General features: G+C 71.7%; 20 protein-coding genes and 2 tRNA genes. 14 read left to right on the forward strand and 8 right to left on the reverse strand.

Annotated elements, in window-relative coordinates:
• The first annotated feature begins 54 nt into the window (after window positions 1-54).
• The 3 genes from AB0877_RS29145 to AB0877_RS29155 all read left to right on the forward strand — a co-directional run bounded on the left by AB0877_RS29145 (window position 55) and on the right by AB0877_RS29155 (window position 2,284).
• Entirely contained in the window at window positions 55-1,518 is a 1,464-nt protein-coding gene (locus AB0877_RS29145; protein WP_366612756.1) for an amidase, read from the forward strand.
• Window positions 1,519-1,593: 75 nt separating this feature from the next.
• Window positions 1,594-1,890 (forward strand): hypothetical protein, encoded by a 297-nt coding sequence (locus AB0877_RS29150; protein WP_196930456.1) that lies wholly within the window; start codon window positions 1,594-1,596, stop codon window positions 1,888-1,890.
• The gene (locus AB0877_RS29155) at window positions 1,877-2,284 is read left to right on the forward strand and encodes a DUF5130 family protein (protein WP_124856680.1); all 408 of its coding nucleotides are present in this window, start codon (window positions 1,877-1,879) and stop codon (window positions 2,282-2,284) included. The genes AB0877_RS29150 and AB0877_RS29155 overlap by 14 nt, the downstream gene beginning before the upstream one ends.
• A gap of 68 nt (window positions 2,285-2,352) precedes the next feature.
• On the opposite strand, the gene AB0877_RS29160 is transcribed toward AB0877_RS29155, so the two are convergent.
• Together AB0877_RS29160 and pepN are read right to left on the reverse strand one after the other, a co-directional pair.
• Window positions 2,353-2,916, reverse strand: coding sequence for a Uma2 family endonuclease (locus AB0877_RS29160; protein ID WP_366612757.1), 564 nt, complete (start codon window positions 2,914-2,916; stop codon window positions 2,353-2,355).
• An 84-nt stretch (window positions 2,917-3,000) separates the two neighbouring features.
• Complete coding sequence (gene pepN / locus AB0877_RS29165) at window positions 3,001-5,550, reverse strand: aminopeptidase N (protein ID WP_366612758.1); 2,550 nt, start codon at window positions 5,548-5,550, stop codon at window positions 3,001-3,003.
• 221 nt (window positions 5,551-5,771) lie between these two features.
• Here pepN and AB0877_RS29170 point away from each other — a divergent pair, with 221 nt between their 5' ends.
• From AB0877_RS29170 to AB0877_RS29185, 4 genes are all read left to right on the forward strand, one after another.
• On the forward strand, window positions 5,772-6,398 hold the full coding sequence (locus tag AB0877_RS29170; RefSeq protein ID WP_366612759.1) for a disulfide bond formation protein DsbA: 627 nt from the start codon (window positions 5,772-5,774) through the stop codon (window positions 6,396-6,398).
• Window positions 6,399-6,580: 182 nt separating this feature from the next.
• The gene (locus AB0877_RS29175) at window positions 6,581-7,096 is read left to right on the forward strand and encodes a hypothetical protein (RefSeq protein WP_366612760.1); all 516 of its coding nucleotides are present in this window, start codon (window positions 6,581-6,583) and stop codon (window positions 7,094-7,096) included.
• Between the two features lie 89 nt (window positions 7,097-7,185).
• The gene (locus AB0877_RS29180; RefSeq protein WP_366612761.1) at window positions 7,186-8,385 is read left to right on the forward strand and encodes a DUF1015 family protein; all 1,200 of its coding nucleotides are present in this window, start codon (window positions 7,186-7,188) and stop codon (window positions 8,383-8,385) included.
• 87 nt (window positions 8,386-8,472) lie between these two features.
• Entirely contained in the window at window positions 8,473-8,940 is a 468-nt protein-coding gene (locus tag AB0877_RS29185; RefSeq protein ID WP_366612762.1) for a ribose-5-phosphate isomerase, read from the forward strand.
• An 11-nt stretch (window positions 8,941-8,951) separates the two neighbouring features.
• On the opposite strand, the gene AB0877_RS29190 is transcribed toward AB0877_RS29185, so the two are convergent.
• Complete coding sequence (locus AB0877_RS29190; protein ID WP_366612763.1) at window positions 8,952-9,293, reverse strand: hypothetical protein; 342 nt, start codon at window positions 9,291-9,293, stop codon at window positions 8,952-8,954.
• 139 nt (window positions 9,294-9,432) lie between these two features.
• On the opposite strand from AB0877_RS29190, the gene AB0877_RS29195 reads away from it, so the two are divergent.
• Window positions 9,433-9,978, forward strand: coding sequence for a hypothetical protein (locus AB0877_RS29195; RefSeq protein WP_366612764.1), 546 nt, complete (start codon window positions 9,433-9,435; stop codon window positions 9,976-9,978).
• 153 nt (window positions 9,979-10,131) lie between these two features.
• Here AB0877_RS29195 and AB0877_RS29200 read toward each other — a convergent pair whose 3' ends face one another.
• Window positions 10,132-10,896 carry a class I SAM-dependent methyltransferase gene (locus AB0877_RS29200; RefSeq protein WP_366612765.1) on the reverse strand — a complete coding sequence of 255 codons (765 nt, stop codon included), beginning with the start codon at window positions 10,894-10,896 and terminating at the stop codon, window positions 10,132-10,134.
• A gap of 130 nt (window positions 10,897-11,026) precedes the next feature.
• Between AB0877_RS29200 and AB0877_RS29205 the strand changes: the two genes are divergently transcribed.
• From AB0877_RS29205 to fxsT, 3 genes are read left to right on the forward strand one after another with little or no spacing between them, the layout of a single operon-like run.
• Window positions 11,027-11,398 (forward strand): CU044_2847 family protein, encoded by a 372-nt coding sequence (locus AB0877_RS29205; RefSeq protein WP_366612766.1) that lies wholly within the window; start codon window positions 11,027-11,029, stop codon window positions 11,396-11,398.
• A gap of 57 nt (window positions 11,399-11,455) precedes the next feature.
• Window positions 11,456-12,430, forward strand: a complete 975-nt coding sequence (locus tag AB0877_RS29210) for a trypsin-like peptidase domain-containing protein (protein WP_366612767.1) — start codon at window positions 11,456-11,458, stop codon at window positions 12,428-12,430.
• Entirely contained in the window at window positions 12,427-15,627 is a 3,201-nt protein-coding gene (gene fxsT / locus AB0877_RS29215; RefSeq protein ID WP_366612768.1) for an FxSxx-COOH system tetratricopeptide repeat protein, read from the forward strand. Before AB0877_RS29210 ends, fxsT begins: the two co-directional genes overlap by 4 nt.
• Before the next feature lie 22 nt (window positions 15,628-15,649).
• Here the strand turns inward: fxsT and AB0877_RS29220 are convergent, their stop codons facing one another.
• The 3 genes from AB0877_RS29220 to AB0877_RS29230 all read right to left on the reverse strand — a co-directional run bounded on the left by AB0877_RS29220 (window position 15,650) and on the right by AB0877_RS29230 (window position 19,328).
• Complete coding sequence (locus AB0877_RS29220; protein ID WP_366612769.1) at window positions 15,650-16,750, reverse strand: HEXXH motif-containing putative peptide modification protein; 1,101 nt, start codon at window positions 16,748-16,750, stop codon at window positions 15,650-15,652.
• A gap of 86 nt (window positions 16,751-16,836) precedes the next feature.
• Window positions 16,837-17,031, reverse strand: a complete 195-nt coding sequence (locus tag AB0877_RS29225) for a hypothetical protein (RefSeq protein ID WP_366612770.1) — start codon at window positions 17,029-17,031, stop codon at window positions 16,837-16,839.
• A gap of 146 nt (window positions 17,032-17,177) precedes the next feature.
• Window positions 17,178-19,328 carry a M14 family zinc carboxypeptidase gene (locus tag AB0877_RS29230; RefSeq protein ID WP_366612771.1) on the reverse strand — a complete coding sequence of 717 codons (2,151 nt, stop codon included), beginning with the start codon at window positions 19,326-19,328 and terminating at the stop codon, window positions 17,178-17,180.
• Window positions 19,329-19,534: 206 nt separating this feature from the next.
• Here AB0877_RS29230 and AB0877_RS29235 point away from each other — a divergent pair, with 206 nt between their 5' ends.
• Window positions 19,535-20,044: a SigE family RNA polymerase sigma factor gene (locus tag AB0877_RS29235; protein ID WP_366612772.1), complete on the forward strand. Its 510-nt coding sequence runs from the start codon at window positions 19,535-19,537 to the stop codon at window positions 20,042-20,044.
• Entirely contained in the window at window positions 20,041-20,871 is an 831-nt protein-coding gene (locus AB0877_RS29240; RefSeq protein WP_366612773.1) for a hypothetical protein, read from the forward strand. The genes AB0877_RS29235 and AB0877_RS29240 overlap by 4 nt, the downstream gene beginning before the upstream one ends.
• 70 nt (window positions 20,872-20,941) lie before the next feature.
• Here the strand turns inward: AB0877_RS29240 and AB0877_RS29245 are convergent.
• A tRNA-Gly gene (locus tag AB0877_RS29245) sits at window positions 20,942-21,015 on the reverse strand.
• A gap of 301 nt (window positions 21,016-21,316) precedes the next feature.
• Here AB0877_RS29245 and AB0877_RS29250 point away from each other — a divergent pair.
• Window positions 21,317-21,390: transfer RNA gene (locus tag AB0877_RS29250), tRNA-Pro, on the forward strand.
• Window positions 21,391-21,464: the final 74 nt, after the last annotated feature.

Here is a 21,464-nt window from a genome sequence, read left to right on the forward strand (position 1 = left end):
TAGGACGCCGTGTCGGCCCGTCGACAGTCGCTCCCAGCGGGCAGGATGAGGGCTATGGCCGAGCCGCACGACCTGACCGCGTTGGAGCAGGCCGCCGCGATGACCCGCGGCGAGCTGTCCAGCGTCGACCTGGTCGAGCATTCCCTGCGCCGGGTCGCGGCGCTCGGCGACACCGTCGGCGCGTTCGTCACCGTCACACCGGAGCTCGCCCGGCAGGCCGCGCGCGCCGCCGACGCGGTGCCGAACGAGGAGCGCGGTCCGCTGCACGGCGTGCCGACCGCGATCAAGGACCTGACGCTCACCGCCGGGGTTCGCACCACCTTCGGTTCGGCCGCCTTCGTCGACTTCGTTCCGCCGGTCGACGCCGACGTGGTCCGCTTCATCAAGGCCGCCGGTCTGGTCAGCCTGGGCAAGACGACCACCTCCGAGCTGGGCTGTTCGCTCTACTCCGAGGGCCGGGTCGCGCCGCCGGCCCGCAACCCGTGGCAGCTGGCGTACACAGCGGGTGGGTCCAGCGGCGGCGCGGCGGCGGCCGTCGCGGCCGGGCTGGTCCCGGTCGCCCAGGGATCCGACGGCGGCGGGTCGCTGCGCATCCCGGCGTCGCTCTGCGGCCTGGTCGGCTACAAGCCCAGTCGGGGCCTCGTCTCCGGCGGGCCGGTCGGCTCCGGCGCGTTCGGCCTGCCCACCGCCGGCCCGCTCGGGCGGACGGTCACCGACGTCGCCGCGCTGCTCGACGTCATGGCCGTTCCCGTCCCCGGCGAGCCCTACCTGCCGCCGCCCGCGCCGCCCGGCGGCTACCTGGCCGTCGCGCGCCGGGCCGAGCCCGGCCCGCTGCGGATCGGCCGGTTCACCACGCCGATGCTCGCCGACGAACCGGTGCATTCCGACTGCGTGGCCGCCGTGGACCGGGCCGCCGCGCTCCTCGCGGCGGCCGGCCACGAGGTGGTCGAGGTGCCGCCGCCGCTCGGGCCGGCGGCGTGGCCGCTGTTCGAGACCCTCTGGTACGTGCTGGCGCTCGCCCCGGTGCCACCGCAGCGGGAGGCGGAGCTGCTGCCGTTGACCCGGTTGCTCCGGGCCCGGGGCGCGGAACTCTCCGCCGGCACCCTGACCGCCACCCTCGGGGAGTTGCAGGCGCAGGTGCGCCTCGGTGCCCGCCGCACCGCCGGATACGACCTGCTGCTCTGTCCCACCCTGGCCACCCCGCAGGCACCCGTCGGCTGGTTCAGCGCCGACGCGGACCCGGCCGCCGACTTCGACCGGCAACGCCGGTTCTCGCCCTACTGCGCCATCTTCAACGTCACCGGCGATCCTTCCGTCTCCCTGCCAGTGGGTACCACGACCGACGGACTGCCCGTCGGGGTGCTGCTCACCGGCCGGTACGGCGACGACGCGCGGCTCATCGCTACCGCTGCGCAACTGGAGAACTGCAGTGACGGATGGGATCGGCACCCCGCAATCTGGCGGGCCGTCGACTCCGCTAACGTGAATGGTGACGGAGTCGGGCGGTCGGCAGCGTGATCGTCCATCCGACCCGGTTTTTCACTGTCGTCCTTCTTCCGCCTGGGGGCGTTGGGATTGTCTGTTACCGAGACGTTGCTGGTCTTCGTCGGCATCCCGTTGGCCGCGGTGCTGGTCATCGCCGGCCTGTCGTACGCCGGTAGCCACGGTGGTGCCACCGGCGGTGGCGGTGGTGCCAAGCGCTACCGCCCGGGCCGGCCCTTCGACTTCACTCCGGTCTGGTTCCTGGGCCGTCCGGAGCAGCTGGCCGACTCGGCCGGCACCGCGCTGACGGCGGGGGCGCAGGCGCCCGCGTTGACCAGCCACAAGCTTGAGCAGGCCAGCGTCGAGGCGCCGGCCGGTGGAACCGGAGGCGCAAGTGACCGTTGGTGAGAAGCAGGCCGGGTCGGAAAATCCGCCCGAGGTGCTCGACGGGCCGTTCTCGACCCGCCAGCTGCTGCGCATCGACGAGGCGTTGCGCCTGGCCGACAAGGGCACCGGTCTGGTGTTCTCGGTCTTCGTCGGTGGTCTCGACGAGCCGATCCGTGAGCACGCCCAGCGGCTGCACCGTCAGCTCGCCGAGCCCGACAAGTCGGTGCTGATCGCGGTGTCGCCCAACCAGCGCCAGCTGGAGATCATCACCGGGCGGTACGCCCGCAAGCGCATCCCGGACACGTACGCCAAGCTGGCCGCGCTCTCCATGGTCGGCGCGTTCAGCGGCGGTGACCTGGCCGGCGGCATCATCAACGGCCTCGACCAGCTCGCCAGCCACGCCGGCAAGGGCTGACCCCTTCCTCGTACGACGAAGCCCGGCCCGCTCGCAGCGGGCCGGGCTTCGGTGTGTCTGGGCTTGCTTCAGCGGGGCCAGGCCGAGGGATCGAGGCCCATCGGCCACGGCTCGTCGATCTGCACTACATCGTCGGGGCCGACCGTGCCGAGCAGGTTGTAGTGCACCCCCTTCACCAACTCGTACCGGTAGATCACCGGACCGAAATCGCCACGTTCTACGCGCCAGTAGGCGGGGATGCCGGCCTCGGCGTAGAGCGCTGGCTTGGTGAACCGGTCATGCCGACGGCTACCCGGTGATTCCACCTCGACGACGAGCGCCACATCCTCTGCTTCGACCCAGGTGCCGTCGGCGGGGGCTGTCGGCTTCAGCACCGTGACGTCGGGGATGAGGTTTCCCCCGGCCATTCGAAGCCCTGCCTCCCGGATGACCCGCCATCCAGCGGGCACCGCCGCTCGAAGGGCGGCCCGTAGTTCATCCGCCAGCTCCTGATGCCCGTAACCCGGGGGTGGTGTGACGTGCAGGCTCCCGTCGATGATCTCGTAGCGGTTCCCATCCTCAGGCAGGTCGGATAGGTCCTGCTCGCGCCACGCGCGCGCGGGGGGCCGCCACTCGTAGGTCGGCTGTGCCATCACGTCCACCTCCTCCTGTCACGATAATGCCCGAGGCCGGCGCGGAGTCACACCCACGCCGGCCCCGGGCCGCGTATTCGATGCTCAGGCGCTCTGCGCGTCCTTCGCGCGGGCCTTCAGCGCCCGCACCACACCGTCGCGGCCCTCGGCGACCAGTCGACGCAGCGGGGCGGGGTGCCCGTCACCGGCCAGCCACGCGTCGGTGGCCGCGACCGTGTCGTCCTGCACCAGGTAGGTCGGGTACGCCAGCTGGGCGAACTCCTGCGCCGGCTCGCTGTCCCGGGTGGCCCACACCTGCCCGACCGCCGCGAAGTACCGCTCCCGGTACGGGGCGACCAGCTCCACCTGCGCCGGGTGGGCGAACCCCTGCAACAGCGCCCGGTGCCGCCAGTTGGGCAGCGAGTCCGGGCCGGTGAGCAGGGCCCACACGGCGGCCTTGTTCTCGGCCGTCGGCATCAACGCGTGCGCGTACGCGGCTTCCCGCTCGCCACTGGCCGTGCGGTCGCTGCTCAGCTCCGCCTCGATCTCGGCGGTCCCGGCGGCACCGTTGGCCACCAGCGCGGCGAGGACCGACCAACGCAGCTCGGTGTCGACGGTCAGCCCGGTCGGCACACCGGTGCCGTCCAGCCAACCGCGCAGCGTGGCCAGGTCTTCCTCGGAGCGGACCGCCGAGGTGAACGCGCGGGCCCAGGCCAGCTGGAACCCGCTGCCGGGCTCGGCGGCGGCGAGCGCGTCGCGGGCGGTACGGGCCAGGTCGGCCCAGCCGGTCGGTGCCCAGGCCGGGTCGGCGTACAGGGTGAGCGCGGTGGTCGCCTGCCGCAGCGTGGCGGTGACCAGGTTGATGTCGGTCTCCGCGGGCAGCCCGCTCAGCGTCAGCGCCACGTAGTCGCGGGCGGACAGTTCGGCGTCGCGGATCATGTCCCACGCGGCGGTCCAGCAGAGCGCGCGGGCCAGCGACGAGTCGAAGCCACCGATGTGCTGCACCACCGTCGCCATGGAGCGCTCGTCGAGGCGCAGCTTGGTGTAGCTGAGGTCGTCGTCGTTGAGCAGCAACACGTCGGCGGCCCGGACGCCACGCAGAGCGGCGAGATCGGTGTGCTCGCCGGTCACGTCCACCTCGTACCGTTCCCGGCGGACCAACCGCCCGTCGGTCAGGTCGTACAGGCCCACGCCGATCCGGTGGGTCCGCAGCGTCGGGTACGCCGCCGGCGCCTCCTGCCGCACCAGCACCTGCTCGTACGTGCCGTCGGCCCCGATGGTCACCTCCGGACGCAGCGTGTTGACCTGCGCGGTCTCCAACCACTGCGCGGCGAACTTGCGCAGCTCCCGCCCGGATGCTGCCTCCAGCTCGGTGAGCAGGTCGTCGAAGGTGGCGTTGCCCCAGGCGTGCTTGCCGAAGTAGGCCCGCAGCCCGGCCACGAACGGCTCCTCGCCCACGTACGCGACGAGCTGCTTGAGCACGCTCGCGCCCTTGGCGTAGGTGATGCCGTCGAAGTTGACCTCCACGGCCTCCATGTCCGGCATCTCGGTGTAGACCGGGTGGGTGGAGGAGAGCTGGTCCTGCCGGTAGCCCCAGTTCTTCCGGATGGACAGGAAGGTCGTCCACGCCTCGCTGAACCGGGTCGCGTTGGTGTTGCACCAGTGGCTTGCCCACTCGGCGAACGACTCGTTCAGCCACAGGTCGTTCCACCAGCGCATGGTGACCAGGTCACCGAACCACATGTGGGCCAGTTCGTGCAGGATCGTGTTGGCCCGCTGCTCGTACTCGAAGTCCGTGACCTGCGAGCGGAACAGGTAGTGCGACTCGGCGTGCGTCACGCAGCCGAAGTTCTCCATCGCACCGGCGTTGAAGTCGGGCACCCAGAGCTGGTCGTACTTCGGCAGCGGGTAGCGCACGTCGAACTTCTCGTGGAAGAAGTCGAAGCCCTGCTTGGTGATCAGGAACAGGTCGTCTGAGTCCAGGTACTGGGCCATCGACGCCCGGCAGAACACCCCCAGGTCGATGCCGTCGTGCGCGTCGCGCACCTCGTGGTACGGCCCGGCGCACATCGCCGTGATGTAGGTGCTCATCCGGGGCGACTCGGTGAAGTGCAGCGTCTTGAGCGCCTCACCCGCCGGCTCCTCCCGCTGCACCGGCATGTTGGAGACCGCCCGCCAGTGCGCCGGCACGGTGACGTGCCAGGTGTAGACGCTCTTCAGGTCGGGCTGGTCGAAGCAGGCGTACACCCGCTGCGCGTCGGCCGTCTCGAACTGGCTGTAGAGGTACGTCTCGCCGTCCACCGGGTCGACCGTCCGGTGCAGACCCTGACCGCTGTTCGAGTAGTTGAAGTCGGCGTCGACCACCAGGACGTTGTCGCTGTCCAACCCGGACAGGGTCAGGCCCTTCTCGGCGGACCAGTCGGAGAGGTCGACGGGCGTGCCGTTCAGCGTGGCGGACCGCACCGACTCGGCGGCCAGCTCGATGAAGGTGCTCGCGCCCGGTTCGGAGCAGCGGAACCGGACCTCGGTGGTCGACCTGAACGTGCGGCCGTCGGCCGCCAGCACGGCGCTGGACAGGTCCAGACTGATGTCATACCCCGTCACGTTGAGCAGGCGTGCCCGCTCGGTCGCCTCGACCTGCGTCAGGTTGCGCACTCCCGGCACTGTTCGTCTCCATCCCACATGTCGCCGTACGCCCGGCGGCGCCCGTTCGCCTACCGCTCGTGACGGCTGGCCCGATTCGAGTCTTCCATGTACGGGCAGCCCGCGGTGGCCGAGGTCACGCTCTCATTCGGGTGCCGGTCGATGCGCTGCGGGGTGAAGATTCTCCTCAGACGCCGACCTGTCGGCGCCACCCGTCGCGAAGGGATCTCACCGTGACCGAACGTGTCACCGCCGACATGTGGTTCGACCCGGCCTGCCCGTGGGCCTGGATCACCTCTCGCTGGCTGCTCGAGGTCGAGCAGATCCGGGAGGTGGACATCCGCTTCCACGTGATGAGCCTGGCCGTGCTCAACGACGGCCGGGACGAGCTGCCCGAGGACTACAAGGAGTTCCTGAAGACCGCGTGGGGCCCGGTGCGGGTCTGCATCGCCGCCGAGCAGCTGCACGGCAACGACGTGCTGCGCCCGCTCTACACCGCGCTCGGCAACCGGATCCACCTGCAGAAGCAGGAGCGGGGTCCGGAGCTGTACGTGGCCGCCCTCACCGAGGTCGGCCTCGACCCGGCACTGGCCGCGGCCGCCGACAGCACCGACTACGACGAGGCGCTGCGGGCCAGCCACGAGGCCGGCATGCGCCCGGTCGGGCAGGACGTCGGCACTCCGGTCGTGCACGCGCCCGGCCCGGACGGCACCCCGGTCGCGTTCTTCGGCCCGGTGATCACTCCGGCTCCGAAGGGGGAGGCCGCCGGCCGGCTGTGGGACGGCGTGCTGCTGGTCGCCGGCACCCCGGGCTTCTACGAGCTCAAGCGCACCCGCGAGCAGAGCCCGATCTTCGACTGAGCGAGGACCTCCGCGCCCCCGTCCGTGCCCCGTCAGGCGCGCGGACGGGGGCGTTTCTCGTCCGCTGCCGAGGTCGGCGGTGGGTCGTGGCGTCACCGGGAGGCGGGCGGCGTCGTTTCCCTCGGTGTCCGCCGCAGCGACCCGAAGGGGCCGCACGCCGCAGTTCGTGGAGGCAAATCCCGATGGCCAAGCACCGTGCGTCCGGTGACGAACAGCTGACCCGGCAGGGGGTGATCGAGACTCCCGGTGCTGACTACTGGTCCGTTGACGACTCCCGCTGGCCGACGGTCCGCCCGGACCTGCCCGCCCACCTGGTGGATCTCCTCGCGCCGCCCATCGTGGTGGGCGTGGCGCGGGTCCCGGTGACCTCCCGGCTCACCCCGCCCAGGGCGGTCGACCCACTGCCGTCGTCCGTCGACGCGGTGCCGACCAGCGTGCCGGCGCTGGTGCCGTCGGGGGCGGCACCGGCCGAACCGGCTCCTCCGCCGCCGGCACCGGCTCCTCCTCGTCCGGTGCCGACGCCGCCGCTGAACCCTCGGCCCGTTCCCACGCCTCCTCCCGACCGCCCCGTCCCGGGGCCGCCCGCGTCGCCCCGCCGCGCCCTGAACACCGGGCCGATCGGGACGGGTCGGCGTGGCAACAATGGGCCGGTGAGCGCGGGTAAGCACCGCCGGGGCACCTCCGACCGCGCCGGCTGACCAGCCGGGCCCCACCGGGCGCTTTCATCTGGTGGACGCACCGCGGGTCCCCGTCGGCGACGACACCGCCGCCGGTAGCGTCAGTGGGCATGACGGTCGTGCATCCGATCACCCGGGCCTGGGTCACCACTGGCGGCACCGGCGCGCAAAACTACGACGAGTTCGCCGACGACGCGGAGATCACCGCGATCATCGAGTCGAACCCGCACAGCGCTCTCGGCATCGAGATGCCGCATCGCGCCCCGCAGAGCCTGGGCACGTCGTTCCTCGACGCGCTGCCGGACGCGGTGGCCCGCCTCGCCGAGGCCAAGGCCGACGGCAGTTACACCCCCGCCGAGCAGGTGGTGGTGCTCTACCGGATCAGCGCCCCCGGCGAGGAGCCGGCGTACGGGCTGTTCGCGATGGTGGACACCGACCAGATCTCCACCCGGGCGGACGAGCCGGGCCTGGTCATCCGCAACGAGGACGTCTTCATCGCCAAGGTGCGCGAGCGGGTGGCGCTGGCCGACGCGCTGGGGCACCTGCTCTCACCCGTACTCCTGCTCCAGACCGGGCGTGGCGACGACCTGCACGCCGCGCTCGCGGCGGCGACCGACACGGCCGGCGCGCCCGCCGCGACGGACACCGACCAGGCGGGGCGCACGCACGCCATCTGGCTGCTCGGCCCCGGCCCGGAGCAGGCCACGCTGACGGCTCTCGCCGGTGGCGGGGACCTGGTCGTCGCGGACGGCAACCACCGCAGCCTGGCCGCCCAGACCGGCGGGCTGCCGCGCTTCCTGGCCGTGATCACCACCCCCGCGTCGGTGGCCATCCAGCCGTACAACCGGCTGGTCAGCGAGCTGACCACCACCCCGGCCGAGCTGCTCGACCGGCTGCGGGCCGCGGGCGCCGAGGTCGAGCCGATCGACGGCCCGGTCGAGGTCCCGGCGGCCGGCGGCACCGTGCACCTCCGCCTCGACGGCCAGGGGTACGCGGTGCGCCTGCCCGCCACCGCCTCCGCCCGCCTGGAAAACCTGGACCACGCTCTGGTCGAGCGGTTGGTGCTGCGCGACGCGCTCGGTCTGGACCCGGGCGACAAGCGCATCACCTACGTCGGCGGCGACTACCCGGCGAGCTGGCTCACCGGTGAGGTCGACGCCGGCCGGGCCGAGTTGGCCATCCTGATCGCGCCGGTGACCGTGGCGGATTTCGTCGCAGTCAACCTGGCCAGGGAGAAGATGCCCCGCAAGAGCACCTGGTTCACCCCGAAGGCGCGCGGCGGCCTGGTCGTCGCCGAGCTGCCGCGTTGAGCCTCATCCCCACGACCGTGTGACGAACCCGGCTCGGGGACGCCGCCCCTGTGACGTCCCCGAGCGCGGCCTGACAGACTGCCCGGTATGCGCGTCTACCTGGGATCCGATCACGCCGGTTTCGAGTTGAAGGTGCACCTGGCCAGCCACCTGGCCATGCAGGGCTACGACGTGGTCGACGTCGGCCCGCACAGCTACGACCCGGACGACGACTACCCCACGTTCTGCCTGCACACGGGCGACCAGGTGGTGGCCGACGAGACGGGCCTCGGAGTGGTCATCGGTGGCTCCGGCAACGGTGAGCAGATCGCCGCGAACAAGGTCGCCGGCGTCCGCGCCGCCCTGGCCTGGAGCGTCGAGACCGCTCAGCTGGCCCGCCAGCACAACGACGCCAACGTGGTCGCCATCGGTGCCCGCCAGCACACGCTGGACGAGGCGACCGGCATCGTCGAGGCGTTCCTGAACACGCCGTTCTCCGGCAACGAGCGGCACGCTCGGCGGATCACGCAGGTGGCCGAGTACGAGCGGACCCGGAAGCTGCCCGACCTGCCCTGACCGCGCGGCGCTCAGCGCGGCGAGCGGGGCAACTCCTCGCGGGGCACCCAGTTTCGCCGGACGACCACCACCCGGGCTTCCGCCTCGGCCAGGTCGTCGTCGGTGGGGCGGGCCGCGTCCCGGGCCCGTAGCGCCGCGCTGAGTCCCACCTGGGACGAGCCGGAACCGACCAACCCGCGCAGCCCCCGCTCGCCGTCGCGCTCGTCGCCGCCCGTGTTCCTGCGTCGCGGCGGCGGCTCGTCCCCGTCGTGCACGCCCGGCGTGCTGACCGTCGGGCCGTCCGCGCCCGGTCTGGCCGTCTCGGTCTCGACGTGGTGGCGCAGCCGTCGCCGTCGTCGGTCGGGGTCACCCATCAGCCGACCGTACCCTGGCCGGGTGGAATCCGGCATCGTCGCGGGACCGCGCGCCCCGGCCGGGGTCTGCGACCGATTTGCCGGCTGGCTACCCTCGAATCAAGGCGGTGCTGTTGCCGTCGGTCAGGGGGAGGACGAGATGGCAGACCAGACGCAGCCGTGGGCGGAGCGGACCGTGGAGGTGCCACCGCAGGCCGGCGTCGGGGTGCCGCCGCAGCGTGACGGGTTCCGCCGGGGGGTCGCTCCGGTTGGTGAGCCACGCACCCCGCGCACGGAACCGTTCCCGGTGGTCGAGCAGGAGCCGACCGGCACCGGTTGGCCCGGTGGTCCGGTGCCCCGTCGCTCGCTCAGCTCGCGGATGGCGCAGCTGCGGCGCGGCGGTGAGTGGAGCGCTGCGGCAGGCCTCTTCGCGTTCGTGTGTTGGGGGATCTGGGCGCTGTCCGGCCAGGGTGACCTGAGCGGCCCGCTGTTGGTGCTGGTGCTCAGCCTGCTGGTGGCGGCCGGCCTGTTCGCCCTGTTCCGGCTGGTCGGCCGGGTGGTGCTGGAGCGGCAGCTGGGCCGGGTCCGGCGCAGCGCCAGAGGTGCGCACCTGGCGACGGCGGTGTTCCTCGTCGGCCTCGGGGTGGCGTGGCTCCAGCAGACCGAGTGGGTCGTCTCGGCCTGGAACTGGATCTCCTCGAACTGACTGGGCGTGCACGGGCGGGCCGGTCCAGGACCGCCCACCCGTGCACCCGGTCGTCTCCCCACCAGGCAAGGTCGCTGCTTACCCGGCCGACCGCGGTTCATCCGTGGCCGGCCGCTCCGACCGGTACTCCTTCGTGGGCTTGGAGCCGTTCGCTCAGTGCTGGGGCTTGTGCGCCCGCACCAGGACGCGCTGGGCGTGGGCCACGAACGGACCATGGCGACGGATGTGGTCGTGCAGATCGGCGAGCCGGGCCCGGTAGCGCTCCACGGAGAAGTCCGGCACCGTCCAGATGACTTTGCGGAGGAAGTGCACCACCGCTGCCACGTCGTTGAAGGTGGTCGGCAACGCCTCGTGCCGCAGCTCGTCGATGACAAGGCCGGCGGCTCGCGCGTCGGCGGCGGCGCGGGCCGGGCTCCGTTCGTCACTGATCTCGCGGGGACCGGTGAGGAACTGGGCCAGTTCCCGGTTGGAGCCGGGGCCGATCTGCTGGGCCAGGTACCGCCCGCCGGGGGTGAGCACCCGTGCGATCTCGTCCCAGAGCACGACGTTGGGATGCCGGCTCACCACCAGGTCGAACGTCTCGTCGGGAAACGGGAACGGAGCGTCCTCGGCAACGTCGACCACCCGCACGCCGCGGGGTTCGAGCGCGCGTCGGGCCAGGCGGAGATTGGGCGGCCAGTGTTCGGTGGCCACGGTCAATGGGGGAAATGCCGGCACCTCGGAGAGCACCTCGCCGCCGCCGGTCTGGATGTCCAGTGCGGCGCGGGCCACCCTCATCTGGGCTGTCATGAGTCTCAGATATCCCCAGGACGGCCGCCGTTCCGTCGCGCGGCCGTCGAACCAGGAGAAGTCCCAACCGTCCACGGACGCGTCGACGCCTTCTCGGAGCAGATCCTCGAAGGTCGCCGTGTCCTGCATTGCGTCAGGTTGACAGGCGGCAGTGGTGATGGCAAGCGGATGTGTCCCGTGTCGGCGCAGGGTGCATGCAATGACTCCTGTCAGTGATCTGACACCAATTCCGAACGATCTTTCGGCGAGAATTTGTCACGTGGCGGATCTCCTTCGTTTCGAAACCGATCAGGGCGTCCTCCTCGTCGAGGAACACGCCGGCACCGATCTGGAAAGGGTCGGTCTGCTCGATCGGATCCGCCCCGCCCGGGAGACGCTGGAAACGGCACTGGCCCACATCAAACCCGCGCTCGACGCGGCGCTGGGCGTGGTCCGTGGGGTGGCGGTGCGCCCCGATCAGGTGGAGGTCGAGATCGGCGTCACCCTCACCGCGGAGGCTGGTGCCGTCGTCGCTCGCACCAGCGCGCAGGGCCACCTCAAGGTCAAGCTCATCTGGACCTCGCCCGTCCCCGCGCTGCCGTCGCCGGGTGAGGACGGGGCCGGCGCGCAGGAGAACGCCGCGCATGACTGAGCGCAGCGTCGGCCGCCGGCCGCCGGCCGCCCTGACCGAGTGGCTGGCGGAGCACGGATGACCGGCACCCGGTCGCTCGCCGGCCGGGTGCGGATACTCGGCGGCCACCACTCGTCGGTCGTCGGCGCGGGCATCCAGTTGACCACTGACCTGGTGCTGACCTGCTGGCATGTCGTCGATGACGGCACCGGGGCGGGCCCGCCCGGGGTGCTCGTCGACACACCGAGCCACCCCGGCACCCGGGCCGCCGCCGAGGTGACCTGGTCCCGGGGTGTCGGCCCGGCCGGCGACGGCGACCTGGCGCTGCTGCGCTGCACCACGCCGCTTCCGTCCGCCCCCGCCACCCTGGCCGATCGCGGCGACGACGAGTTCGACGTGCGGATCGTGGGCTTTCCGGCCAACACCCCGGCGTCCGTCATGGTGCTGGCGCGGGCCGTGGGTCCGGTCGACGTCGGCACCGGATGGCGTCAACTCGACCGGATTTCCGCCGCCACGGCCGGAATCGACAGGGGATTCAGCGGTTCCGGGGTGTACGCGCCGGACGGCGCCGTGGTGGGCATGGTGCTGGCCCGCGCGAGCGTCGGCCAGCAGTTGGTCGGCTGGATGTCGCCCGTCGGGCAGTGGCGTGCCCTGCTACCGCCCGACCTGTTGCCGCCTGGCCTGTTGCCGCCCGGCCCGCTGGCGGCCGGCGCTCGGGCGAGGCCCCGACCGGCGCCCGCGCCGCTGTCATTCCCGCAGAAGATGGCGCTGGCCCGACTGCTGGAGGACATTCCGGTACTCCGGCACCCCGACAGCCGTCAATTGGTCATTCAGTCGCTGCCGCCGCACATCAGTCGGATGGTGAATCCATTCGGGCCATTGGGTCTCGACATGTTCGGCCTGATTCGGACGGGCTTAGAATACGAGGACGGGATCGCGGCTCTCTATCGCGTCCTGCTGTTGACGGAAGGCCCGGCGAGTACGCCACTGCGGGCCTTCCGTGACCTTGCCGAGAGCCTCGGTCTGCTGACGGGTACGGAGGACAATCGGTGACGACGCCCCGGATGCCGAGCGCCCAGGTGCAAGCCATCTGCGACGCACTGCTCTCGATGAGTTCGATCAATGACGTGAGCACCCGTTCGCTCTATCTCGACGAGGTCGAGGGGGAGCTGCGCAAGGCACTGTCGGTGCCCCGGCACTCCGAGGTGCGGTACGACGTCTACCGCATCGTGCGCGCCTGCGCCGAGGAGCCCCGGGGCGTGTCGACGCTGTTGCAGGTCATCGCCAACATCCACCCGGGCGCCAGAGCGGTCACCTCCGCCCAGCAGATCTACCTCTCCTGGCTTTTCGCGCAGTTGCTCACGGACGTCCCGCCCGAGGTGCTGACCGGGGCCGTCGCGGCGGTCTCGGATCATCCGCTGTCGTCCGAGGACCTGCCTGAGCTGGTAAAGGCCGTCGGCTGGCAACCGGTGGGTGACTGGCGGGTCCCGGGCGTCGTGGCGCTGGCGGGCCTGGTGCTCGCCGGCATCGAGTCGGACAGCAAGCCGCTCGAGCAGTGGTTGCGGGAGGCGGCGGCGGTCCTTCGGCTCACCACCGCCGATCTCGACGATATGCGCGTGGCTGCGAAGACGCACTGGACGTCGCTACGATCCCCGCACCAGGCGGCACCGGCCGAGGCCGGTGGAGAGGAACCTGATTCCGACATGCGCAGGACGATCATCATCGAGGAGACGACGCCCCAGCGATCCCGAAATCTCATCCGGGGCGGCGTCCCACCGCGCAACCTGTACTTCACCGGCCGGGAGAAGCAGCTCGTCGCGCTCGACGAACTGCTCTCGTCACAGCACCGGGCCTCGGTGCTGCCGGAAGCGGCGCTGCGCGGTGTCGGTGGGGTCGGCAAGACCCAGCTCGCTGTCGAGTTCGCCTACCGGTACGCGGACCGTTACCAGCTGATCTGGTGGATGGCCGCGGAGGATCTCACCGCGCTGCGTACCTCGATCGCGGCCCTCGGCGAGCGGCTCGGCCTGGCCGCGAGCGCCAGCCTGGAGCAGACCGTGCGGACGGTCCTCGACTCGCTGTCGACGAGTTCGCTCAGTTGGCTGCTGGTCTACGACAACGCCGACGACCCGCACGAGCTGGCCCCGCTCATGCCCTCGTCGAACCTCGTCGGCGAACGCGGCCACGTCCTCGTCACCTCACGGAACATGGCCTGGTCGGCGAGCGCCCTGACGCTGGACGTCGACGTGTTCACCCGAGCCGAGAGCGTGGAACTGCTGCTCAAGCGGCGTCCCGCGACCAGCCCCGACGACGCCCGCCGGCTCGCCGCCGAGCTCGGCGACCTGCCGCTCGCCCTGGAACAGGCCGTCAGTTGGCTGCTCACCATGCTGTCGTCGGTCGACGAATACCTCGTCGACCTCAAGGAACACGCTCGGGAGCTGCTGGGCGAGGGGCAACCCCGGCAGTACCGGGGCACCGTGTTGACCGTGGTGTCGATGGCGCTGGCCGCGGTACGCGAGCAGAACCCGGCCGCCGCGCAGCTGATCCAGCTACTCGCCTTCCTCAGCCCCGACCCGGTTCCGATGCGCCTGCTCTGGGAGGGGCGCCGCGCCGGGCTGGACGAACCGCTGCGCACCAGCCTCCAGGAGCGCAACGACATCGCCCGGGCCATCCGGCAACTGGCGTCGCTCGGGCTCGCGAAGGCGGACAATGCCAGCCGGCACGTACAGGTGCACCGACTGGTGCAGGCGGTCATCCGGGAGGGGCTCGCCGAGCAGGGCGACGAGAGCCCGCTGACGAACGCCCGCCGGCTGCTCGCCGCCGCCAACCCGGGCTTCCCGGACGACCGGAGCACCTGGCCCCGCCACGCCGACATCGCGCCACACGTCCGCGTCGCCGGTCTGATCCACGGTGACATCGACGCCCGCCGGACGGCGATGGACCAGCTGCGCTACATCTACAACCTGGGTGACTTCGAAGGCTGTCGGGACTTCGCCGAGGAGATCCTGGCTGCCTGGGACCAGCCCGGTCCAGACGGCGAGCGCAGCGGCGATCCGCTGACCCTGCTGGCCATGCGACGGTACGCGGACGCCCTGCGGCTGCTCGCCGACCCGCGCGCGGCCACGTTCGGCCTCGAAGCGCTGGAACGGATGCGGACGAGCCTCGGTGAGGAACACGAGTACACGCTGGGCGCGGCGAACAGCGTCGGCGCGGACCTGCGGCGTCTCGGCGACTTCGCGGCGGCGGCCGAGCTGGACCGGCGCAACCTCGACGTGCACCGCCGGGTGCTCGGCGACGGGCATCCGAGCACCCTGCGGGTGATGAACTCGATGGCGATCAACCTTCGCCTCAGCGGTGACTTCGAAGGGGCGTACGACCTCAACCTCGAAGTGGCGCGGCATGCCGGCGCGGCCGCGGAGGACGGCACCTATTCACTGGTGCTGGCGCAGGAGGCCCAGGCGCGCGACCTCTACCTCCTGGGCCGGTACGCCGACGCGCTGGCATTGCTGGACAGCTCCCTGCCGGTGCAACGGTCGCTGCTGGGCGCGGAGCACCTCACCGTGCTGCGCGCCACCTGCATCCACATCGCCTGCCTGCGCAAGACCGGGCGGCTCGACGACGCCGTGACCGAGGGCGCGGCCAACTACCGGCTGGTGACCCGCCGCTTCGGGACCGATCACGTGCTGGCCGCGGAGGCGGGCATGACCTGCGCCAACGCCATGCGCGCGGCGGGCGACGCGACGCAGGCGTACGCCCTGGCCTCCCAGGGGCACGCCACCTTCCGAGCCGTCTTCGGGGAGCGGCATCCGGTCACGCTCTGCGCTGCGGTCAATCTCGGGGTGATCCTGCGGGCCCGCAACTTCGACCGGGAGGCGCGGGAGTTGGGTGCGGCCACCCTGGAGGCGATGGGCGAATCGTTGCCGCCCACCCACCCGTACCTGCTGAGCGCGCGCTCCGCGCAGGCGATCAACCTGGTCCGGTCACACCGGCTGGAGCAGGCGCAGGTGCTCTCCGAGGCGATCCTGGAGGACTCGCGTCGCCTGCGCGGGCCGGGGCATCCGTACACGCTCTACTGTGCGGTCAACGCGTCGGTCGACCTGATCGAGGTCGGCGAGGAGGCTCGGGGCCGCGAGCTGCTCGACGAGGCCGCCGCGGCGCTGGAGGCGTTGTTCGGGCCGGACCACCCGGAGGTGGATGCCGCGCGCGGTCAACGGCGCATCGAGTGCGACATCGAGACCGTCGGGCTGACCTGACGCACCGACCGGTGGCGGCCGTTCATCCGGTGGGGATCGTCGGTCGGCGGGCGCGCTCGGCCTCCGCCACCTCCCACCGCCCTGCGGCGTCGGCGGACGCCGGGACCGGCACGGCGGCCAGCCGGCCGATCCGTTCGGCCAGGCGATCTGCCCAGAGCCGCCCGGCCGAGGTGAGACTACCGGCCCGGGCGAGCTCGACCAGGGCGCGTTCCACCTGTGCGCGCACCACAGCGAACCGTGCGGTGGCCTGGGCCGCCAGCTCCGGATGGGCGCGCAGCGCGGCCCACACCTCGGCGACGGCGGTGAACGCGTAGGTGCCGTGCAGCAGCCCGCCGATCGGACGCGGGTCAGGACGCCAGGGCGCGAAGTACCGCTGCGGGTCGGCGGGGTCGTGCAGCCGGACCAGGCCGAGGACAGCGTTGAGTTTGCTGTGTTGCAGCTCGTGCACCATCGTCACGGCCAGATCCACCGGGCCGAGGTTGGCGTCGGCGGCCAACGCCCCGAAGGCGTCGGCGTGCGTGACACTGTGCCCGCGCTCGCTGCCGTCGGCCAACGGTACGAAGGTGTTGATCCCGGCGGCCACCTCGGCGGCGTGCGTCGGGGCGTACCCGACGAGCAGGTGCCAGGCGTGCCCGACGGACCGTTCCAGCTCCGCAGCCTGCGCGGCGGAGAGCCGGGCGGCGACCGGCAGGCCGAAGCAGTCGCGGTAGGGGTCCAGGTCGTCGACGCGGAGGTCGAGGGTGACCGACTGCTCGGTGAAGCGCCACCAGCGGGTGGGCGTCCACCGACGCCCGGACAGGTCGGCCGGCGTCACCGTCGTGCTGCCACCGCGTCGACGCAGTACCCCGAGGCCCGGCACCGGCACCAGGCCCGCGCGCGGCGTGACCTGCACCGCCGTGTCCGACCGTCCGCTGAGGGCGGCCGCCGCGAGCGCCGCGAACGGAAGGTAGTCGGGCCGGTCGGTGGCACCGTGCCGGACCCGATCGATCGCCCAGACGGCCAGCCACGGATGGTCGAGCAGCACGTTCGCGGCGGCGGGGTCGAGGTGGTGGGCGTGGCCGAGCAGGTGCGCCGACGCCGCCAGGGCGTCGTCGGTGTTGGCGAGGCTCTTGAGGACGAGCATCGTTCGGTTGCGTTGCGCGCGCCGCAGAGCGCGGACGGCAGCCGGGCCAGCTCCGCCGTCGGCCAGGCGGGTGAACTCCGAGCGGGTCAGCTGGAGTCGGCGCCGGGGTCGAGGAAGCTGTTCCAGCCGGTCAGCGTCGTCTGCCGGGGACTCTTCAGTGTCGCGACCAGTTCCTCGATCCATCGGGCCAGTTCCGGATCCTCGTCGCGTAGCAGGTGGCTCAGACCCTGCGTCAACACGTCGACCACAACGAGGTGATCAGGTGTGGGTTGCTCAGTCATCGATGTCCCGGGTCGGCGCAGGCGTGCTGACATGAAAACACGTCAACGTCTGTGATCACCATCGGCTTACCGTCCGTCACGGCGAGTCGCGCGCCCCGGGCCGTACCGCCGCCGGCTGCTGCCGTCGGCGGTACGGGATCCGCGGGTCAGCCGGCGGCGGCCTCGGCGGCGGCGTAGTCGCGGGCCACCCGGACCATCTCCACCAGCCCGCCGGCGTACTCCTGGGATTCGCCGTGCGCCTCGTCGAACGGCGGCTGGAAGCCGACGCCCTCCCACTGGTTGGTCGCCGGGTTCCACCGGTCGTTGCCGACCTCGAAGTCCCAGGCGAAGATGCCCAGCTCGTAGTAGAGCTGGTCGGCCGAGTTGCCGGCGGCGGAGTAGAGCACGTCGGCGACCGGTCCGGTCTGCGACGGCCAGGTGACGGTGCCGCGCTCCTGGGCGATGGCGCCGACGATCCGCCGGGCGCTGTCGAGGAACAACGTCGACTCGTCGATCGACGGTCGCGGCAGGGTGACCCTGCCGTCGGCCCGGTACGCCCCCGGCGGCCACATGAAGTACCCGCCGTAGGAGTGCACGTTCATCGCGAACCTGATGTTCGGGTGGTCCTGGGCGAGCGCGATCACGTTGGCGCTCTCCGCCTCGGACAGCTCGGCGGTGCCCGCGTAGGTGCCGGACAGGCAGTTGGCGCTGGCGCCCACGTAGCCGTCGAAGTACGACCCGACGGTGTAGTTGCGATTCAGGTCGACGCCCCACGAGGTGCGGTTCTTCGGGTCGCGGGCCGCACCGGTGCAGTGGTTGACGAGGTTCTTGCGCTGGAAGTTGAAGTCGTTGAACGAGTAGTTCGCGCCGTCCGGGTTGACCACCGGAATGACGAAGATGTCGACCTGCTCCAGCAGCTCACGGGTGGCCGGGTCGGTCCGGGCGTTGGCCAGCATCCGCTCGGCGAACTCCAGCGTCACCAGCGGGGTGGCCCACTCCCGGGCGTGTTCCTGGGAGTACGCGAGCACCCCGACCCGGGAGCCGTCCCGATGTACGCCGAGGCGCAGCGCCTGCACCGTCCACGGCCGTGCCGGCACCTCGGTGCCCTGGAGGCCGTCGTCGAGTCGGGTGGGGCCGGCGACGGGCATCGGCAGCCCGGCCGAGCCGTCCTCGACGGTGGCCCGGAACCGGTCCGGCTGTCGGGCGTTGATCGCCGCCGCGACCTCGTCGGTGGTGCTCACCGTCCTGCCGGCGGTGTCGGTGGCCAGTGACACGGTGAGGACGCGGTCGCGATAGCCGACGGTCAGTGGGCGGTTCGCCCGGCCCGGGTCGACGGTCCGCACCTGTACGCCGTTCATGTTCTGGTCGCCGAAGCGGACCGACTCGACGACCAGGGCGGCCACCGCCGGGTCGCCCAGGTAGCCGGCGGCGGTGCGTCGGTATCCCTGGGTCCTGTTCGGCAGGTCGATCACGTCCACCAGGTCCCGGTACTGGCGGGCCAGCCGCTTGATCCGCGCCTGGATGTCCACCGGTGTCAGGTACGCGTCGATGAAGTCCTTCTGGTAGCCGGCCGGCAGTGGCGGCGGGGACGCGTTCGGCCAGAGCGTCGGGGTGATCGCCCGGCTGACCCCGCCGAGGCTGGAGGTGGCGCTCAGCTGAACCGGCCGGCTCGGCACCGGCTGGGGGAGCGCGTAGTGGTACTGGTACTCGCCGGAGTCCTCGAACCGGTAGAGCGGGAACGAGCCGGTGGCGCCGTCCGCCGTACGCCAACTGACGGTGATCTCCACGTCCGGGTCGTCGGTGGCGGTGGTGGCCACCTGGGCCTGCAGGAAGGTCTGTCCGGTCGTGGTCCACCAGTACGCCTGCTGCACCTGGAGGGTGTCCACGGCAGCGGCGCCGGCGGTGGACCGCTGACCCGCGGCCGGAGCGCGCAGCCCGGCGGCGGTGCGGGCCTGAGCCGCGCGGACGCTGTCGGTGTAGTGCCGGTCGCCGTCCCCGGCACGCTGCACGATCTGCACGGCCGTCGCGCCCTGCGCGGTCAGTTCGCCGAGCTGCGTGCCGCTGAGCACCAGGTCGGCGAGGATCCGGCCGTCCCGCGTCCGGGGCCGGTTGGCCAGGTCCGCGCCGGTGGCGACGAGCCGGTCCAGCTGGGCCTGGTCACGGAGCTGAACTCGGACCACAGCGGTTTCGGTGGCGCTCAGGGAGATCGGGGCGGCCGGGGTGGCGGGTGCCGCCGCGCCGGAAGCCGGATGGGACAACACTGCGCTGAACAGGATCACTGTGGTGGCGGCAGCTGTCCACCGTCGTCGGACGATCATGTGCCCTCCTGTGACGGACGTCGATGTGTCTGGTCCTTACACCAGTGCACAGATCGACACCTGTCAAGATGGTCGACGCCGTTGGCCACGCCGGTAGCCCTCGGACGTCGTTCGGCGTTGATCCCGGTGACATCTGCGCGAGTTCCGGAGCAACCCGCTGAGCCAGACCCCGCGTGACTACCTCGAAACGGGGATCGGAGGCCTGAATGAGCGACCGCGACGAGGCGTTCGCCGAGTACTTCGCGGCACGGTCCGGTGCCATGCGCGGCACCGCGTACCTGCTGTGCGGCGACTGGCACCGTGCCGAGGACCTGGTCCAGACCACGTTCGTCAAGCTCTACCGGGTCTGGAACCGGATCTCGCGGCACGAGGTGCTCGACAGCTACGTGCGCCGGATCCTGATCCGGACCTTCCTCGACGAGCGCCGCCGCGGCTGGTGGCGGCGGGAACGGGTGGGTGGCGAGGACACCGAACAGGTGGCCCCGTCCGACTCGCCGGAGAGCCGGCTGGTGCTGCTGCAGGCGCTGGCCCGGGTGGCGCCGCGTCAGCGGGCCGTGCTGGTTCTCCGGTACTGGGAGGACCTGTCGATCGAGGACGTCGCGGCGTTGCTGGAGTGTTCTCCAGGGACGGTGAAGAGCCAGGCGGCACGCGGGCTCGAGACCTTGCGCGGCCTCCTGACACCCACCTACAGCGGGATCGAGATGGGGGAGCGATGAACGAGCAGGAGTTGCGCGAGATGCTGCGCAGCGAGATGGCGGAGACAACCCCACCACCACCATTGAGTACGACAGCCGCGCTCGGCGCGGCACGGCGGACGCACTTCCGCCGACGGGCGCTGTGGGCGTCCCTCGGTTCGGCGGCTGTCGTGCTGGCCGTCACCGGCTTCGCGGCCGTGGCCACCCCGGACGGCCACGTCTACCAGCCGGCGGGGCAGGGGCCACCGGCTTCTCCGGACACCAAGCAACCGTGGCCGACCGGGCCGGACGGGCAACCGCAGGAGGACCGGACCGCGCGGGCCGGATCCAGGTACGACCAGGGGGCTCACCTGCTCACCGAGGCCGTCTCGGTCGTACCGTCCGGCTACAGCACGCCGGAGGACCCGCCGAACCGGTCCGCCGAGGAGCGGACGCTGCGGACCCACCAGGCGCAGTTCGAGGACAAGGTGGACGGCGTCGACGTGTGGAGCTATTCGTCCTCGGTGGCGGTGGCCCAGGGTGGGGGCACCGGGCGCGTGATCGTCGAGGTGCACGCTGCCGGCAACCCGTTGCCGACCGAGCCGTGCGACCTGGCCCAGAAGTTCTGGAGCATGCGGGGCGAGTGTCAGGTCGAGACCGTCGGCGCCGTGCGGGTCGGCGTGGTGGTCCGACCGAGTCGCGACGATCGGCTCGACCAGTGGTCGGCGTACCGGCACCCGGACGGCGTGGTGGTCTTCGTGGCGCAGGGCGCGCGGCTGGACGAGAGCCGGCCGGGGTTGACGAAGCTGCCGTTCTCCGTGCCGCAGTTGGCAGCCCTCGCGGCAGACGAGCGGTTCCACCTGAAGTGACACGGCGACTCGGCCTCGCCGAGTGGGCCCAGGTGCCGCCACCGTGCGGGCCACCTGGGCCTTCGTGCGTTGGAGCGGGCGACGAGAATCGAACTCGCGTAGTCAGTTTGGAAGACTGAAGCTCTACCATTGAGCTACGCCCGCGTGCATCCCGCCGAAACCGGACGCGCCCCTAGCGTACCCAATGCTGTTGCCCGACGCGTAACCGCGTCACCGCCTGGCGGCGTCGCGTCGTCCGTGACCCGGCGGCACCGCGACCCAAGATCCGCGCGACGTCCGGGATGTAGTGGCCTCGCCCTGCGGGGAGACCATCACATCCGTGACGTTGTGCGGATCTTGGCGGTCCGGGAGTGGGGGCTAATGGTAATTTTCGGGTGATGTGTCCGGGTGGGGGATGCCCCGGCACCGACTGAGGCGTGGCGACGGCATAGACTGCACGTCGCCACGGGGTGTGGCGCAGCTTGGTAGCGCACTCGCTTTGGGAGCGAGGGGCCGTGGGTTCAAATCCCGCCACCCCGACTGTCGTCCGCGGCCGGGCCGCCCCGGGTGCCGCCCAGTGCGGCTCCCGGGCGATGCCGGAGCGTCAGGCCGGC

It is taken from the genome of Micromonospora sp. NPDC047644, assembly GCF_040704315.1.
GTDB lineage: Bacteria > Actinomycetota > Actinomycetes > Mycobacteriales > Micromonosporaceae > Micromonospora.

What these genes read in the sequence shown, in the direction of transcription:
- AB0877_RS29160 (WP_366612757.1), bottom strand. Translation starts at nt 2,916, where the DNA reads ATGGCACAGCCGACCTACGAGTGGCGGCCCCCCGCGCGCGCGTGGCGC.
- AB0877_RS29210 (WP_366612767.1), top strand. Translation starts at nt 11,456, where the DNA reads ATGACCGGCACCCGGTCGCTCGCCGGCCGGGTGCGGATACTCGGCGGC.
- AB0877_RS29195 (WP_366612764.1), top strand. Translation starts at nt 9,433, where the DNA reads ATGGCAGACCAGACGCAGCCGTGGGCGGAGCGGACCGTGGAGGTGCCA.
- AB0877_RS29225 (WP_366612770.1), bottom strand. Translation starts at nt 17,031, where the DNA reads ATGACTGAGCAACCCACACCTGATCACCTCGTTGTGGTCGACGTGTTG.
- AB0877_RS29230 (WP_366612771.1), bottom strand. Translation starts at nt 19,328, where the DNA reads ATGATCGTCCGACGACGGTGGACAGCTGCCGCCACCACAGTGATCCTG.
- AB0877_RS29235 (WP_366612772.1), top strand. Translation starts at nt 19,535, where the DNA reads ATGAGCGACCGCGACGAGGCGTTCGCCGAGTACTTCGCGGCACGGTCC.
- AB0877_RS29145 (WP_366612756.1), top strand. Translation starts at nt 55, where the DNA reads ATGGCCGAGCCGCACGACCTGACCGCGTTGGAGCAGGCCGCCGCGATG.
- AB0877_RS29200 (WP_366612765.1), bottom strand. Translation starts at nt 10,896, where the DNA reads ATGCAGGACACGGCGACCTTCGAGGATCTGCTCCGAGAAGGCGTCGAC.
- AB0877_RS29185 (WP_366612762.1), top strand. Translation starts at nt 8,473, where the DNA reads ATGCGCGTCTACCTGGGATCCGATCACGCCGGTTTCGAGTTGAAGGTG.
- AB0877_RS29240 (WP_366612773.1), top strand. Translation starts at nt 20,041, where the DNA reads ATGAACGAGCAGGAGTTGCGCGAGATGCTGCGCAGCGAGATGGCGGAG.
- AB0877_RS29175 (WP_366612760.1), top strand. Translation starts at nt 6,581, where the DNA reads ATGGCCAAGCACCGTGCGTCCGGTGACGAACAGCTGACCCGGCAGGGG.
- AB0877_RS29220 (WP_366612769.1), bottom strand. Translation starts at nt 16,750, where the DNA reads ATGCTCGTCCTCAAGAGCCTCGCCAACACCGACGACGCCCTGGCGGCG.
- AB0877_RS29190 (WP_366612763.1), bottom strand. Translation starts at nt 9,293, where the DNA reads ATGGGTGACCCCGACCGACGACGGCGACGGCTGCGCCACCACGTCGAG.
- AB0877_RS29180 (WP_366612761.1), top strand. Translation starts at nt 7,186, where the DNA reads ATGACGGTCGTGCATCCGATCACCCGGGCCTGGGTCACCACTGGCGGC.